The organism is Thermoanaerobaculum aquaticum (assembly GCF_000687145.1).
In the GTDB taxonomy this organism is placed as follows: domain Bacteria; phylum Acidobacteriota; class Thermoanaerobaculia; order Thermoanaerobaculales; family Thermoanaerobaculaceae; genus Thermoanaerobaculum; species Thermoanaerobaculum aquaticum.
Genome location: NZ_JMFG01000036.1, coordinates 35,090 through 49,234 on the forward strand (window position 1 = coordinate 35,090; position 14,145 = coordinate 49,234).

At 62.3% G+C, this 14,145-nt stretch carries 11 protein-coding genes and 1 pseudogene; 3 read left to right on the forward strand and 9 right to left on the reverse strand.

The features are described 5' to 3' along the window. Nucleotides 1–11: 11 nt before the first annotated feature. From EG19_RS13780 to epsC, 4 genes are all read right to left on the reverse strand, one after another. Nucleotides 12–761 (reverse strand): energy transducer TonB, encoded by a 750-nt coding sequence (locus tag EG19_RS13780; RefSeq protein ID WP_235208737.1) that lies wholly within the window; start codon nucleotides 759–761, stop codon nucleotides 12–14. 2 nt (nucleotides 762–763) lie between these two features. Next, nucleotides 764–1,630: a tetratricopeptide repeat protein gene (locus tag EG19_RS11160; protein ID WP_038050386.1), complete on the reverse strand. Its 867-nt coding sequence runs from the start codon at nucleotides 1,628–1,630 to the stop codon at nucleotides 764–766. Nucleotides 1,631–2,234: 604 nt separating this feature from the next. After that, nucleotides 2,235–4,229, reverse strand: coding sequence for an APC family permease (locus tag EG19_RS11170; RefSeq protein WP_053335256.1), 1,995 nt, complete (start codon nucleotides 4,227–4,229; stop codon nucleotides 2,235–2,237). A 94-nt stretch (nucleotides 4,230–4,323) separates the two neighbouring features. Beyond that, entirely contained in the window at nucleotides 4,324–5,247 is a 924-nt protein-coding gene (gene epsC / locus EG19_RS11175; protein WP_038050388.1) for a serine O-acetyltransferase EpsC, read from the reverse strand. 56 nt (nucleotides 5,248–5,303) lie between these two features. Between epsC and EG19_RS11180 the strand changes: the two genes are divergently transcribed. Both EG19_RS11180 and EG19_RS11185 read left to right on the forward strand, forming a co-directional pair. After that, on the forward strand, nucleotides 5,304–6,968 hold the full coding sequence (locus EG19_RS11180) for a nucleoside kinase (RefSeq protein WP_053335257.1): 1,665 nt from the start codon (nucleotides 5,304–5,306) through the stop codon (nucleotides 6,966–6,968). 41 nt (nucleotides 6,969–7,009) lie between these two features. Next, nucleotides 7,010–7,354 (forward strand): DUF1820 family protein, encoded by a 345-nt coding sequence (locus EG19_RS11185; RefSeq protein ID WP_038050390.1) that lies wholly within the window; start codon nucleotides 7,010–7,012, stop codon nucleotides 7,352–7,354. Between the two features lie 19 nt (nucleotides 7,355–7,373). Here EG19_RS11185 and gltA read toward each other — a convergent pair whose 3' ends face one another. The 5 genes from gltA to EG19_RS11210 form a co-directional block, all read right to left on the reverse strand. Then, on the reverse strand, nucleotides 7,374–8,864 hold the full coding sequence (gene gltA, locus EG19_RS11190) for an NADPH-dependent glutamate synthase (RefSeq protein ID WP_053335258.1): 1,491 nt from the start codon (nucleotides 8,862–8,864) through the stop codon (nucleotides 7,374–7,376). Nucleotides 8,865–8,868: 4 nt separating this feature from the next. Further along, nucleotides 8,869–9,729 (reverse strand): sulfide/dihydroorotate dehydrogenase-like FAD/NAD-binding protein, encoded by an 861-nt coding sequence (locus EG19_RS11195; RefSeq protein ID WP_038050391.1) that lies wholly within the window; start codon nucleotides 9,727–9,729, stop codon nucleotides 8,869–8,871. 84 nt (nucleotides 9,730–9,813) lie between these two features. Beyond that, nucleotides 9,814–10,950, reverse strand: coding sequence for a tetracycline resistance MFS efflux pump (locus EG19_RS11200; protein ID WP_038050392.1), 1,137 nt, complete (start codon nucleotides 10,948–10,950; stop codon nucleotides 9,814–9,816). A 42-nt stretch (nucleotides 10,951–10,992) separates the two neighbouring features. Continuing rightward, nucleotides 10,993–11,670, reverse strand: coding sequence for a superoxide dismutase (locus EG19_RS11205; RefSeq protein WP_053335260.1), 678 nt, complete (start codon nucleotides 11,668–11,670; stop codon nucleotides 10,993–10,995). Between the two features lie 105 nt (nucleotides 11,671–11,775). After that, nucleotides 11,776–13,803 carry a M1 family aminopeptidase gene (locus EG19_RS11210; protein WP_038050393.1) on the reverse strand — a complete coding sequence of 676 codons (2,028 nt, stop codon included), beginning with the start codon at nucleotides 13,801–13,803 and terminating at the stop codon, nucleotides 11,776–11,778. An 86-nt stretch (nucleotides 13,804–13,889) separates the two neighbouring features. Here EG19_RS11210 and EG19_RS13785 point away from each other — a divergent pair. After that, a pseudogene (locus EG19_RS13785) lies at nucleotides 13,890–14,145 on the forward strand (methionyl-tRNA formyltransferase); the annotation flags it as partial.

The window sequence follows — 14,145 nt, forward strand, 5'->3', positions numbered from 1 at the left end:
CCTTTCCGCCCTTACTGCAGGCGGAAGTTGATCGTTACCGTTATGTAAACCTCCACCGGCCGACCGTTGAGGGTCGCGGGCTCGTACCGCCACTGCCGCACTGCCTCCACCGCCGCTTCCGTAAGCCCCATCCCTAAACCCCGGAGCACCCGCACATCCCGGACGTTGCCGGCCTTATCCACGATGATTTCCAAAATGACGACCCCTTCAATCCGGGCTTTCCGGGCAATTTCCGGATAGGTGGGCGCCACATGCACGATTTTCCGTGGCTCGGCAATCTTGCCGCCCACCCGGTACGGCCCTTCTACCTCACCCCCAGGAACACCACCCTCCACACCTCCAGGCACACCTCCTGGCGTGCCGCCAAGGACCCCGCCTAAAACCCCGCCGGGCACACCGCCCTCCACACCCCCTTCGACACCACCTTCCACACCAGTTTCGGGCTCGGGCACCGCTGCTGGCTGGGGTAGCGTCTGCGGGATTTCAACGGGTGCCGTCACCTCCTGTGGCTTCGGCTGCTCCTTAGGTTTGGGGGCCGATGCCTTAGGTGGCGGCGGCGGTGGTGGGGGCGGTGGCGGCGGCGCCGCGTAAAACGACACCGGAATGGGCGGCTCGGGAATATCCTCGATGGCCCACATGGTGCCCACCACCGCGGCCCCAATTACGACGGCGTGAATGAGCAGCGACAGCGGTAGAGAAACCAGACTGCGCTTGCCCTCACCTTTGTTTTTCCGCGACTCGATCAGTTGGTCCTCAAACATGGTCACATGGCCTCTAATAGGTTCTTTTTTGCTTGCTCTTCCCGTTGCTGCTTTTCTTGCGCTTGCCGCGCCGACACAGCTTTGGCCAACCACTCATTGGCCTTAGCGGTATAGGCCGCCTGCTTGACTGGATCGGTTTCGTACTTGGCGTACTGGCGATAAATAAGGTTCACATAGGCCATGGCATCGGCGTAGTTATCCCGGAACTGCATCGCCTTTTCCAGGCAGGAAAGCCCGGTATTGAGAATTTCCAAGCGTCGAGAAAGCGGAAGTAGCTCTGGCGAAGAAGAGTACGATTTTTCCCAGCAGGTAACCCCCAACGTGTAGTACGCCTCGGCCAATTTGTCCTTGCGCTCCTTGGGGTCACGGAAGGAAGCTTTTTCCAGCATGGAAATGTAGCGTTTTTGCCAGTTGAACGTTGCGTCGAAATCACCCTGTTTCGCATAAAGCATGGCAATGGACTGCACGGCCTGAACATCATTGGGATGATCGGTGGAGTACTGCTTGAAGTACGCAATTGCCTCAGCCAAGCGATCGGAGTTCATGTACATCGTCACCAACGATTGCGCCACCTTTTGGTCATCGGGACGAACCTGAAGGTAGCGCTTAAAATAGGCAATGGCGTTATCGGCAGCAGCCACATCCTTGGGGTGGCGCGAGCCCGGCTGGTACAAGGCCATGTAAGCGTAGGCAATGAACTTCTTGATGCGCACCTCTTGCGGCTCGATAGCTTCCGCTTGCTGGTACAGCTTGATGGCATCCTCATACCGTCCCGCCTTGTAATGCTCGTTGGCTTCCCGCACCAGCTGGCGCGCCCGCAGCTTGCTGCAACCACCCGCCAAAAGCACCAACACCACCACCAAAAGCACAGCACTCCTACTGACCCCTCCTGGCTTCATGCCAGCCCCGCATCGCCACCCTTGGGCTATAGGCTGAGCCCCGCCCGCCAACGGCGCCCTCATCGTGCGATTCCACATCAAGCGAAACCTCCCGCCCGACCCTCGGTCGGGCTACGAAGCACAACTGCTCGTTTTTACAGAGAGAAAGTTTTTGGCAAGGCACAACAGTTGGTTGTGCCTAGGAGGAGAGGTTCAACAGCGCATGGGTGGGCGTACCTGCGCCAGCGGACCCAAAGGAGTGAAAGACCCGCTTCCTAGGTGCAGGTACTGTTGGTCTAAGCCCACGGGAGAGATTGAGTCATCCGCGGCCACAACGACAGCCTCGCTTTTGCCGCGGGCATCGGGCAGCGCCAGGGACTCGGAAGGACTCACCAGACCGCCGAAGGACACCTCCTGGACCGGAGGTTGTGAGGCCGATTGGTGGGACATACCTAGGAAGGGTTCACCTAGTTCAACCAGCCCAACGGCGGCCAACATCAGCAGGCCGAGCGCCCGCCCTCTCATGGCGCATAATCTAGGTCTGGTCCCTCCGGGTGTCAAGCAGTGCCCCATTTCTCCGATGCCGGTTTTTACGCTAGTACACCCGTACCGGCAAGACCACCACCGGAACTCCCTGCCACTGCAGGCGTTTTTGCAGGGCAAAAGCGGTTTGGTTGTGGAGGTAGCGGTGGTACCACCGCTCGCGACGGAAGATGAGGTGGCCCGCAAAGAACACCGTTCGTGGGAACTCTCGCAGCACCTCCAGACACAGCGCCTCCGCTGCCGCCACCACGTCGGTGCCGACGCCCAAGCGAGAAGTGGCGGCAAAACCCAGCCTATTGGCCAGGGCCACATATTCGGCCAGCATGGCTTCCTGCCGTTGCCGAAGCTTGGCAAGCTCCCCTTCGCCCTTAAATGCCCCCGAATCCACCACCGCCACCGACAAAAAAACCAGGTTGCGGAAGTGCCCGGGGAAAAAGCGGAGCGCGTTCAAAACCGTGTGAACCCCCAGCCCGCTGTAGCTCGCCACCAGGAAAGCCGCCGTGGGCTTGCCAGGGTCAAGGGACGGCGCAACCTTCTCCTCACCGGCGGGGATCGTGCCCAACGTGCGATCAAGCTCAGCCAGCTTTCCTGCCATGCCCCGGTAATGCCGCTTGATCAAGAAAGCAAGCCCAATGCAACAGCCAGTGACGGCCAAAGTAACCCAGCCCCCTTGGCGGAACTTCTCAACCACCGTGATGATGAGGATGGAGCCGCACAGCGAAAAGCCCGCGGCAAAAAGCGCAACCTTACGCCAGCGACCCTGGCTGTTCCGCCTCCCCAACCAAAGCCGGAGCATCCCCAACATGGACAAGGTGAAGGTCAAAAACACGTTGATGCTGTACATCACCACCAAGTGGCGGACCTCCCCGTGGGTGTACAGCAGGGCCGAAAGCGCCGCAGCCCCCATGAGCAAGATGCCGTTGCGGGTGGTGAGGCGTTCAGAAAGCGCAGCAAATCGGTGGGGGACCCAGGAGTCCACCGCCATGTTGGCCAGCACTCGCGGTCCGTCCAAAAAGCCAGTTTGCGCTGCCACCACCAATAGCGCTCCTTCTGACAGCAGCGTGGCAACGGTGAGGGCTTGTCCCCAACTCCACCGGGCGCTGAAGCTCTCCAGGAGCACGGCGTTGAGGGTTTTTCCGGCCAGCGGCTCTACTCCCCAAAGCAGGTAACACACCATCAAGCCCGCGGCGGTAAACGAAAGCGATACTGCCATGTACAACATCGTGCGCTTGGCGGTGCGGACCCTTGGCTCGCGCATGATGGGCAAACCGTTGGAAACCGCTTCCAAACCGGTGTAAGTACCGCCGCCCATGGAATAAGCGTGAAAGAACAGCACCACCATGCCCCAGCCGCCGAGGGAAGCCAACCCCGAGCGGAAGGAATCCTTAAGGTTTCCCACCACCTGCGGCACTTGCCCAAGGTGCAAGGCAATGCCACCAACGATGAGAAAGACGTGCAAGAGGAGGAACAACACGAAGATGGGAGCCAGCGTCAGCACCGATTCCTTGACACCGCGGATGTTGAGCACGGTAAGCGCGAGGATGATCACCACCTCGCTGGCCACCTTGAACCCATGCCAATCTGGGGGCAAAAAGCTAAATAAGGCGTCGCAGGCCGCGGCCACGGAAACGGCAACGGTCAGCACGTAATCCACCAGCAGCGCGCACCCGGACACCACCCCCACCCGCTCGCCCAAAAGCTTGGACGCCACCACGTATCCGCCGCCACCGTGTGGGAACTCCTCAATGATTCGGCTGTACGCCGTGGCAATGAGGACCACTGTAAAAGCCGTCAAAGCCGCAATGCCAATGGCCAGGTAGGTGTGGGAACCCAGCGTTCGGTACGCTTCCTCGGGCCCGTAGCAGGAGGAGGACAACCCATCGGCGCCAAGCCCCACCCAAGCCAAAAGCGCCACCAGCGAGAGCTTTTCCACAAGACCTGCCTCCTGCAGGTTGCGGGGCTTACCGAACAGAAGCTCCTTGAGCCGCCGGCTCCACGATGGGGGATCAGGCGGTGTGGGGGAACTGGCCAACGGTGGCTCAGCCATGCGCACGCCTCGGCGGTACCCCCGGCAGCAACGGAGGCCCTGGCCGGCCGTGCAGTATAGACCCGGGCGTCAAGTCGCCGGGCAAAACCAGCGTTTAACGTGGGGTGATTTCGTAGGCCAACTGGTCGCGGGAAAGCGTGACCTTGGAGTACGGGGGCACCGAGGTTGTGAGCCATACGTTCCCGCCGATCACCGAGCCGCGGCCCACCACCGTGTCGCCGCCCAAGATCGTGGCCCCGGCGTAAACCACCACATCGTCCTCCAGGGTGGGGTGACGTTTGGTGCCGCGCATGAGCTTGCCCCGCTCATCCCGAGGGAAGGAAAGAGCACCCAGGGTCACGCCCTGGTAAAGCTTCACCCGATCCCCGATCACTGCGGTTTCACCAATGACCACGCCGGTGCCGTGGTCAATGAAGAACTCCCGGCCAATTTTGGCGCCGGGGTGGATGTCAATGCCGGTTTCGTTGTGGGCAAATTCCGTCATGATGCGGGGGATGAGCGGCACCCCCAGCTCGTGCAAGAGGTGCGCGAGCCGGTAGGTGAACACCGCCTTGACGCCGGGGTATGCCAAAACCACTTCCTCCAAGCATGTTGCTGCCGGATCCCCCTCGTAGGCGGCCACCACATCGCCGGCGATGAGCTCCATGACCTCCGGCAGCCGCGCAAAAAACCGCACCACCACCTCCGCCGGGTCCTGCGCCACCGGACCCACCACCTCCCCGCCGGGGCGGCGGCACACGGCGTTGACGGCCTTGCGGATTTCCGCTTCGAGCTTTTTGGAAAGCGCGTAAAGCTGATCCGCCAGGTGGGCGTGCAGGTATTCCCGGTACAAAGCCTGGTCGCCAAAGTAGCCCGGGTAAATGACCTCCTGCAGCCCGCGGACGATGGCGATGACCTCCCGCTTTTGCGGCAGCGGTTGCTCCCCCCCGTGGAAGAGCGGCTCCCCTCGGGCCTCCACGTTGCGGGTGATGGTTTCGATGGCTTCCATAAGCCTCTTCTTTTGCGACGCGTTGGCCACTTCAACCCTCCGCCGGCATTGTACGCGCCCGGCGTACAATGCAAAGGGAGGTAAGGATGGCGGGGAAGACCGTGGTGGTGAGCTTTGCCGGTCAGAGGCGACAGGTCCTGGCCGGGACCACCGTGTGGGAGTTCTTCCGGGAGTTTTGGGGGGAGGTGCCGCTGGACGTGCTGGCGGCCCTGGTCAACCGCCGCATGGTAATGCTGGACTTCCCGCTGCGCGGCTTGCAGGTGGAGCTGGAAGCGGTACGCGCCGGAAGCCGCCTGGGAGAAACCGTGCTGCGCCGCTCGGCGGTGCTTTTGCTTTTGGCGGCTGCCGCCGAGCTTTACCCCGAAAGCCGGCTGGTGGTGGGGCAGTCCCTGGGCGGCGGGTACTTTTTCAGCTGGCATTCCCAGCTCCCCCTCACCCAGGATGTGGTGACCTCCTTGGCCCGGGAAATGGAGCGGATGTGCCAAGAGGACGTGCCGCTCACCCGCTCGGTCATCACCCTGGAGGAAGCCGAGGCCGCCTTCCGGGCGCGGGGGGAAGCTTCGAAGCTGGAGCTTTTGGCCACCCACCGCTCTTCCACAGTGCCGGTGGTGAGCTGCGGTAACTTCCTGGACATCGCCCACGGCCCGGTGGCCCCTTCCGCCGGGCGGGTGCGGGGTTGGGATCTTGCCTTGTACGAGGACGGGATCCTCCTGCGCTTTGCCCGCAACGGCAAGCAAGAGCTGCTCCCCCTCTGGCCGCAACCCAAGCTCTTTGCCACCTACCGGGAAACCCGCCAGTGGAACGAAGCGGTAGGGATCGCCCACGTGGGCTCCTTAAACCGCGCTTGCCTTTCCGGAGAAATCTCGGAAATCATCCGTATTGCTGAAGGTTTCCACGAGAAGAAGATCGCGCAAATTGCCGATGCCATTGCCGCCCGGCCGCAAGCGCGGGTGGTGCTGGTGGCCGGGCCTTCGGCTTCCGGAAAGACCACCTTCATCAAGCGGTTAGGCATCCAACTGCGGGTTTGTGGCTTGCACCCGGTGGGGGTTTCCCTGGACAACTACTTCGTGGATCGCGACAAAACCCCGCTGGATGAAGAAGGAAAACCCGACTACGAGTCCATTGAAGCGCTGGATTTGCCGCTTTTCAACGAGCACCTGAAAGCACTGTTGGAAGGCAAAACCGTAGCCGTTCCCAAGTACGACTTCGTGCGCGGAAAAAGGGCCGAGCCCGAACGCTGGAGCACGTTAAAGCTGGAACCGGGGCAAGTCCTGCTCATTGAGGGCATTCACGCCTTAAACCCCCGGCTGACGGAAGCGGTGGCCGAGGAAAGCAAGTTCCGCATCTTCATTTCCGCCCTCACCCAGCTCACCCTGGACGACCACAACCGCATCTTCACCTCCGACTCCCGGCTTTTGCGCCGCATCGTCCGCGACCGGCTCTTCCGCGGTCACCCGGCGGTGCGCACCCTGGAAATGTGGCCGGGGGTGCGGCGGGGTGAGCGGCGCTGGATCTTCCCGTTCCAGGAGCAAGCCGACGTCATGTTCAACTCGGCTCTGGTTTACGAACCGGCGGTGCTCAAGATCTTTGCCGAGCGCTTCCTTCTGGAGGTGCCCAGGGAGCACCCGGCGTACACCGAGGCCTACCGGCTTTTGAAGTTTTTGGCCTGGTTTGTGCCGGTGTTTCAGGAAGATGTGCCTTCCACCTCGATCTTGCGGGAGTTTATCGGCGGTTCGGCTTTTGAATACTAGCCACATCGCCCACCAGCGGTTAGCATGAACGGGGAGGTGTGATGGTTCGCCAATCCAAGCCCAAGCCGATCTATCGGGTGCTGTTCGTGCAGCAGGGGCAGGTGTACGAGGTGTACGCCTCCGAGGTGGCGGCTTCCAACATCTTTGGCTTTCTGGAAGTTGCCGATTTGCACTTTTCCCGCAGCGAGATCATTGCCGACCCCAGCGAGGAAAAGCTCCGGCAGGAGTTTGCCGGAGTCTCCCGCATTTTTGTTCCCTACCATGCGGTGCTGCGCATTGACCAGGTGGAAAAGGCCGGCGTGAGCCGCGTGGCAGCAGCGGAAGGCGGGGGCGTGATGCCGTTCCCCATCCCCATGGCCAAACCCGGCCGCCCCGAAGGCCGTTAGCCTAAGCGGCCAAAAACCGCTACGGATGGACCGGTGCCTGGGCAGCAGGCACGGCATCAAAGCGGGGCTTGCTCACCTCACCGCGATCCAGCTTGGCAAGCCACTCATGGATCCCCTGCGCGGCTTTCTTCCCCGCCCCCATGGCCAGGATTACCGTGGCCGCGCCGGTGACGATATCTCCGCCGGCAAATACGCCCGGGATTGAAGACATTTGCGTTTCGGGATCCACGATGATGCACCCGTGCCGGTCAAGCTGCAGGCCGGGGGTGACCCGCGTGGCCAGGGGGTTGGGGCTTTGACCGATGGCCACGATCACCATGTCCACGGCAATTTCGTACTCGGAGCCGGGGATGGGTACCGGCCGACGCCGCCCGGAGGCATCCGGTTCCCCCAGCTCCATGCGCTGGATTTTCATGCCGGTGACAAAGCCATCGGCGTTGCCGTAAATCTCCAGCGGGGCCGAAAGCCAGCGGAAATCAATGCCTTCTTCCTCGGCCCGCTGGAGCTCTTCAATGCGCGCCGGGGATTCCGCCCGGGTGCGCCGGTAAATGCACATGACCTCTTCCGCCCCCAACCGCTTGGCGCAGCGCAAGCAGTCCATGGCCACGTTGCCGGCGCCAATCACCGCCACCCGCCGCCCCACCGGCACCGGGGTGTCGTAATCGGGAAAGGCGTAGCCTTTCATGAGGTTGACCCGGGTCAGGAACTCGTTGGCGGAAAGCACGCCGATGAGCTCCTCCCCCGGGATGCCCAAAAACGATGGCAAGCCGGCACCGGTGCCGAAGAACACCGCATCGTAGCCGTACTCCCAAAACAGCTCTTCCACGGTGGCGGTTTTCCCCACCACAAAGTTGGTGCGGATTTCCACCCCCATCTTCTTGAGGTTTTCCACCTCGTACTCCACGATGGCTTTGGGCAAACGGAACTCGGGAATCCCGTAAAGCAAAACCCCGCCCGGCTTATGCAAGGCCTCAAAGATCGTGACCTTGTGGCCCAGGCGTGCCAGATCCGCAGCACAGGTCAAACCCGCCGGCCCCGAACCAATCACCGCCACCTTGTGGCCGCTCCACGGGGGAACTTCGGGCATGCGCACGGTGCCGGACTGGCGTTCGTAATCCGCCACGAACCGCTCCAGGTAGCCAATCCCCACCGGCGAAAACTTCTTGCCCAGCACGCACAGCGCCTCGCACTGGTCCTCCTGCGGGCAAACCCGCCCGCAAATGGCCGGCAGGGTGTTGGCTTCCTTGATCTTAGCGACGGCTTTGGCAAACTCCCCTTGCCGCACCAGATCCACGAACGTGGGGATATCAATTTGCACCGGACAGCCCTGCACACAGGGGTGATCCGGGCACTGCAGGCAGCGCTGGGCTTCTTCCATGGCCATTTGCGGTGTATAGCCCAAGGCCACCTCCTGGAAGTTGCGGATCCGCACCTCTGGGGGCTGTTCAGGAATGTGGTGCCGCGGAATCTTGGTGCGTTCCTTTTTGGGTAGTTCAGGAAGTCCCGTCATGGCCTTAAACCCTCCCCCCGGCCGCTTCAAGGGCCACACACTGATGGCTTTCCAAAAACCGTTGCTTGGCCAGTTGCTCTTGCGGCAGGTAGGTGCGCAAGCGCTTGATGAGCAAATCAAAATCCACCTGATGGGCATCAAACTCCGGCCCATCCACGCACACGAATTTGGGCTGTCCTCCCACCAGCACCCGGCAGCCGCCGCACATCCCCGTGCCGTCAACCATGATGGTGTTGAGAGAGCAAAGGGTGGGGATGGCCAGCGGCCGGGTCATTTCCGCCGCCGCCTTCATCATCACCGCCGGGCCCACCGCCACCACGTAGTCCGGCCGCTCGCTAGCCAAGACGTCAGCAAGGGCGTGAGTGACGAGCCCCTTTCGACCCAGGGACCCGTCGTCGGTGGTAATCCACATTTCTTCCGAGAGCGCCGCCATCTCCTCTCGCAGGATGACCAGGTCGCGGCTGCGGCCACCCAAAATCGAGAGAACGCGGTTGCCGGCCTCCTTCATGGCCTTGGCAATGGGCAGCAGCGGCGCAATTCCGGCCCCCCCTCCCACGCACACCACCGTGCCCCACCGTTCCACATGGGTGGGCGTCCCCAAAGGACCCACCACCGCGTACAGGCAGTCCCCCTCCTCCATGAGCCCCATTTCCATGGTGGTCTTCCCCACCTCCTGCACCACCAAGGTAATGGTGCCGGCCTCCTTATCGGAGCCGGCAATGGTGAGGGGGATGCGTTCCCCGTGTTCGTGGAGCATCACCAGCACAAACTGCCCGGCTCGGTGTTTGCGGGCAATTTCCGGTGCGGCAATAACGTAACGCTTAAACTGCGGCGCCAGGCTTTCTTTTTTGAGGATTTGGAACATGGACTCTCCCGCCCCCTGGAACTCCCCGGGGCGGCTGATTATCTCAAATTAACGGATTCTACGCAACCGTCATTGGACTGTCGGTTAACGACCTGCGGGCAAGAGCAAAGCCACCGCCAAACCAGCAAGGGCCAAAAGACCGGTAACCAGGGGAACCCCGGTCACTCCCCAGTGACCCAGCACCAGCTGACCGGTGATCGGCCCCACGATGCGGGCCAGCGAGCCCACGCCTTGAAAAGCCCCCAGGGCTTCCCCCTGCGCTGCGGCCGGGCTTTGTCGGGAAACCCAGGAGGACAGCGCCGGGCTGACCAGGCCCTGCCCCAAGGCCAGAAGCGGCAGCACCAGAAGCACCGTGGGCACGGTTGTGGCGCCCACCAGCAAACCCAGCCCCAGAGCTACCAACCCCAGGCCGGCCACCACCAACACTTTGGGAGGAACGCGCCCGGGAATCTTCCTCACCAGAAAACCCTGCACCAGCACCGCCAAAAGCCCCACGTAAGCGAAAAGCCAGGCCACCCGCGCCGCGGGAAGCGCGAAGCGGGCGTGGAGGAACTGGGCAAAGGTCACCTCAAAGGCGGCCCAGGCGGTAACGGTCAAAAACCCCACCACCAAAAGACCACCCAAACCCCGAGCCCCGGCCAGGGGCACACGCCGAACGACCGCTTCCTGCCCCGGCTTGCGGGTTTCCGGCAAAGCCCGGAACGCCGAAAGCCAGGCCACCGCCGAGAAAGCCGCGGCCGCCAGGCCCGGCAACCGAGGGGAAAAGCTCAGCAAAAGCCCGGCCAAGGCCGGGCCAGCCACGAACCCCAAACCAAACGCCGCGCCAATGAGCCCCATGCCCTTGGCGCGTTCCTCGGGAGGCGTGACATCGGCAATCACCGCTTGGGCGGTGGCCACGTTCCCCCCGGCAATCCCCGCCACCACCCGGGACGCAAACAGCATGGCCAAGGAATCGGCCAGGCCAAAGAGAAGGTAGCCCACGGCCGAGCCGGCCAGCGACACCAGCAGCACCGGCCTTCGCCCCCAGCGGTCCGAAAGCGCTCCCAGGATCGGGGAAAAGACAAACTGCATGGCCGAGTAGCTGGCCAAAAGCAAACCGAAAACCCAAGGGGGAGGGGCGTACTGCTCGGCGTAGAGGGGCAAAAGCGGGATGACCATGCCAAAACCCACCAAATCCATAAACACCACGGCAAAAAGCACGGTCAAAACCCGCCGCGACATGCCTCCCCCCGCGGGTACTTTACACGGGCTTTGGGCAAAGCGTTAACGGGCGTGGGCGATTTGCGTAAATCGCCTGGCCACAAAAGGCCAGTTCACCACGTGCCAGAAGGCGGCCACGTACTCCGCCCGCCGCCACTGGTACTTGAGGTAGTAGGCGTGTTCCCACAGGTCCAGGCCGAGAAGGGGTTTTTTCCCAAGAGAAAGCGGGGTGTCCTGGTTGGCGGTGGTGGCCACCTGGAGCTTGCCCCCCTCCACCACCAGCCATACCCAGCCCGAGCCAAAGACCCCCATAGCCTGCTTGCTAAAGGTTTCCTTGAAGCTTTCGAAGCTGCCAAAGTCCCTGGCCATGGCCCTGGCCAGCTCCCCTTCCGGGGCCGCGGGAGCGTTGGGCGCCAGGCACTGCCAGAACAACGAGTGGTTGTAGTGCCCGCCGCCGTGGTTACGCACCGCCGTGCGCACCGCCTCCGGAACCTTGGCAAGGGAGGTCAAAAGCTCCTCCAGGGTTTGCTCTGCAAGCTTGGGGACCTGCTCCACCGCCTTAGCAAGCCCGGCGATGTAAGCCGCGTGGTGCTTGTCGTGGTGCAGGCGCATGGTTTCCGCGTCAATGTACGGCTCCAGGGCGTCGTAGGCGTAGGGGAGCGGCGGCAGCTCCAGGGAAAGCCGGCGGGAAGGAGCCGGAGGCTGCGCCAAAAGCGGTGGCGCCACGGCCGCCGCCGCCATGAGCTTGAGAAACTGCCTTCTGCTTTGCCCGGAAGCTTCCGACACTGCTACCTCCCCGGGGCCACCCCCGCCAAGGCAAAACCCAAAAGCGCGAAAACCTATTCCTTACTTGCCCGCCGCCGGGAACCCCGGCCCCAGCAGGTAACGGTCAAACCAGGGGCCAAAGTCCTTTTTGGCAACCACGCTGGTGATGCCGATGACGTGCTTGGTTTGCGCCGGTTTGTCAGCGAAGTTTTTGAGGTAGCTCTTGAATACCGTGAAGAACGCGTTGTCGCCCAGTTCCTGACGCAACGCGTGCAGCACCAGCGGGCCTTTGGCGTAAAGCAGGGCCATGCGGTCGCGACCCGCGTCGGGACCGGCCAGCTGGTTCGCCAGGAACACCGGCAGCTTGTCCTTCACGTAACGGGCGCGCCCATCCCAATCCTTGAGGGCTTTTTTGAACTCCGATTCCCGCCACAGCTTGCCCATGGCAAAGGCCGCGTAGTACTCGGCCAGGGACTCGGAAAGCCATTGGTCCTGCATGGTGAGCTTCGCCACGTGCCCCCACCAGGCGTGGGCCATTTCGTGGGTAAAGCGGGCGTTGATGCCCTCGGAAAAGAACTTGGTCTCCTCATCCTGCAGCGGGGTAAACGCCTCTTTGGTGATGAAGATGACCCCAGGCGGCGCTTGCCCCCAGCCGAGCTGGTTAATTTCGATAATGCTCAGCTCCGGGAAGGGGTACGGACCCAAAAACGGTTCAAAGAACTCCATCAACGAAAAGGCGTTGTTGATGAGCTTCTTCACCCCCCGGGGCTCCGCCGCCACGTAGGAAGCCACCCGCACGGTGCGGCCGTTGCGGGTTTCCTCTTGCACCGTGTACTTACCCGCCAGCACCACCGGGATCATCAGCGGCTTTTCCGCGGAAAACTCGGCACAGTTGAGTTCTCCCTCCTCCCAGCGCTTCACCAGCTTGCCGGAGGAAAAGGCAATGAAGGGCTTTTTGGTTTTCACCACCGCGTGGTAGGTGGCGTGCTGCATCTCGATGTGATGGGGGGAGGCAAACCAGGAACTGGTGGGCAGCATCCAGAACTGATCGTTGCCGGGGTTGAAGAGCACATCCCCGCTCATGCGGAAGGTGATGGTGACCTTCTCACCGGGCTGGGCCTTTCGCCCCAAATCCACCAAGAGCGCACCCTCCCGGTGGAAAAAGGACAGCTGTTCCCCGGCCTCGTTGGTGACCGCCGAAAGCGTGTAGGGCACCACCTTGGGCTTGGCACCAAGCCCGGCGGTAATGAGGCGCTGGCTCCACAGGGAAAGCGGAAGCACCCGGGTGGGTTCCAGGATGGAAAAGGTTTCCCGTGCGGTGATTTCGCCGTGGATGCCTTCGCGGTGCACCACCGTGACGTCAAGATCGGACAAGAAGAAACGATCGGGGGCAAAGTCCAGCCACCCGTGACCCAACGGCAGCTCGGCCAGGGTGTCCTGGTACCTCCGGCCTTTGAACTCGGGAAGGTCGGTATCGCGGCCGTAAATGGGCTTGAGCACCGAAAGAGTCTCTTCGCTGGCCACCAGGGGATCGTGGATAAAGACCAGGTCGTCCTTGGCCCCCTGGATTTCCACAAAGACCAGCGGCTCCGCCCACCCATCCACCAGCGCGGCCGGCAACAGGTCCTGCGGTTGCCACCCCAGATCCCGGGAAAAGCGTTCCCGGTGGCGGGAGAAGAGCTCCTGCGGGGGTGCCTGCTCGCCCTGGGGCAGGGGCGAGAGCAGGGCCTCCGGTGCACCCGAAGTTAAAACCAGAGCTGCTTCGCAGGGCTGGGCAATGGCGTTTTTGCCTTTCAGTTCGAGAGACGTGGCCTTTTCCACGTTGTAGGCAAACACCGGCTGCAAGAGCGGATCCGGCAAGGTGTAGGTGACCTCGCCGGTGCCGGTGAGAAACCAGCCCACCTGCTTTTCGCCGGCAAACACCGGCGCAGCGGAGCCCATCTTCCAGGAAACCTGCAACCCGCCAAAGGCCAGCTCCCTCCCCTCCACCACAAAGGCTTTGGGGCCTAAACGTAGCTGGGCCACATCCTCGGCCACCTTGGCCACCTGGGCCTGGGAACCTACAGCCGCAAAAAGCAAAAGCCACGACACCAGAAGCTTTTTGTTCATGCGTCCGCAACCTCCGTTTTCGTGCCCATGCTAAGCCAGCGCCCAGCCCTTCCGCAACCCATCCCCCCTTCCTGTACACTGGCGCCATGCGGGTGGTCTTTTTTGGCACGCCGGAATTTGCAATCCCTACGCTAAAAGCCCTGCGCAAGGCCGGGCATGACGTGCTTCTGGTGGTTTCCCGGGAGGACAAGCCGGCCGGGCGGCACCTTTTGATGAGCACGCCGGCGGTGGCCGACTTTGCCCGGGCTGTGGGCTTGCCGGTAATGCAAGCGGAAAAGCTGGCTTCCGATGATTTCCTGCAGCAGTTCAAGCAACTGGGGGCGGAAGCGGGGGTGGTGGTGG

What these genes read in the sequence shown, in the direction of transcription:
- gltA (WP_053335258.1), bottom strand. Translation starts at nt 8,864, where the DNA reads ATGACGGGACTTCCTGAACTACCCAAAAAGGAACGCACCAAGATTCCG.
- EG19_RS11205 (WP_053335260.1), bottom strand. Translation starts at nt 11,670, where the DNA reads ATGGCGGCGGCGGCCGTGGCGCCACCGCTTTTGGCGCAGCCTCCGGCT.
- EG19_RS13780 (WP_235208737.1), bottom strand. Translation starts at nt 761, where the DNA reads ATGTTTGAGGACCAACTGATCGAGTCGCGGAAAAACAAAGGTGAGGGC.
- EG19_RS11210 (WP_038050393.1), bottom strand. Translation starts at nt 13,803, where the DNA reads ATGAACAAAAAGCTTCTGGTGTCGTGGCTTTTGCTTTTTGCGGCTGTA.
- EG19_RS11195 (WP_038050391.1), bottom strand. Translation starts at nt 9,729, where the DNA reads ATGTTCCAAATCCTCAAAAAAGAAAGCCTGGCGCCGCAGTTTAAGCGT.
- EG19_RS11170 (WP_053335256.1), bottom strand. Translation starts at nt 4,229, where the DNA reads ATGGCTGAGCCACCGTTGGCCAGTTCCCCCACACCGCCTGATCCCCCA.
- EG19_RS11180 (WP_053335257.1), top strand. Translation starts at nt 5,304, where the DNA reads ATGGCGGGGAAGACCGTGGTGGTGAGCTTTGCCGGTCAGAGGCGACAG.
- EG19_RS11185 (WP_038050390.1), top strand. Translation starts at nt 7,010, where the DNA reads ATGGTTCGCCAATCCAAGCCCAAGCCGATCTATCGGGTGCTGTTCGTG.
- EG19_RS11200 (WP_038050392.1), bottom strand. Translation starts at nt 10,950, where the DNA reads ATGTCGCGGCGGGTTTTGACCGTGCTTTTTGCCGTGGTGTTTATGGAT.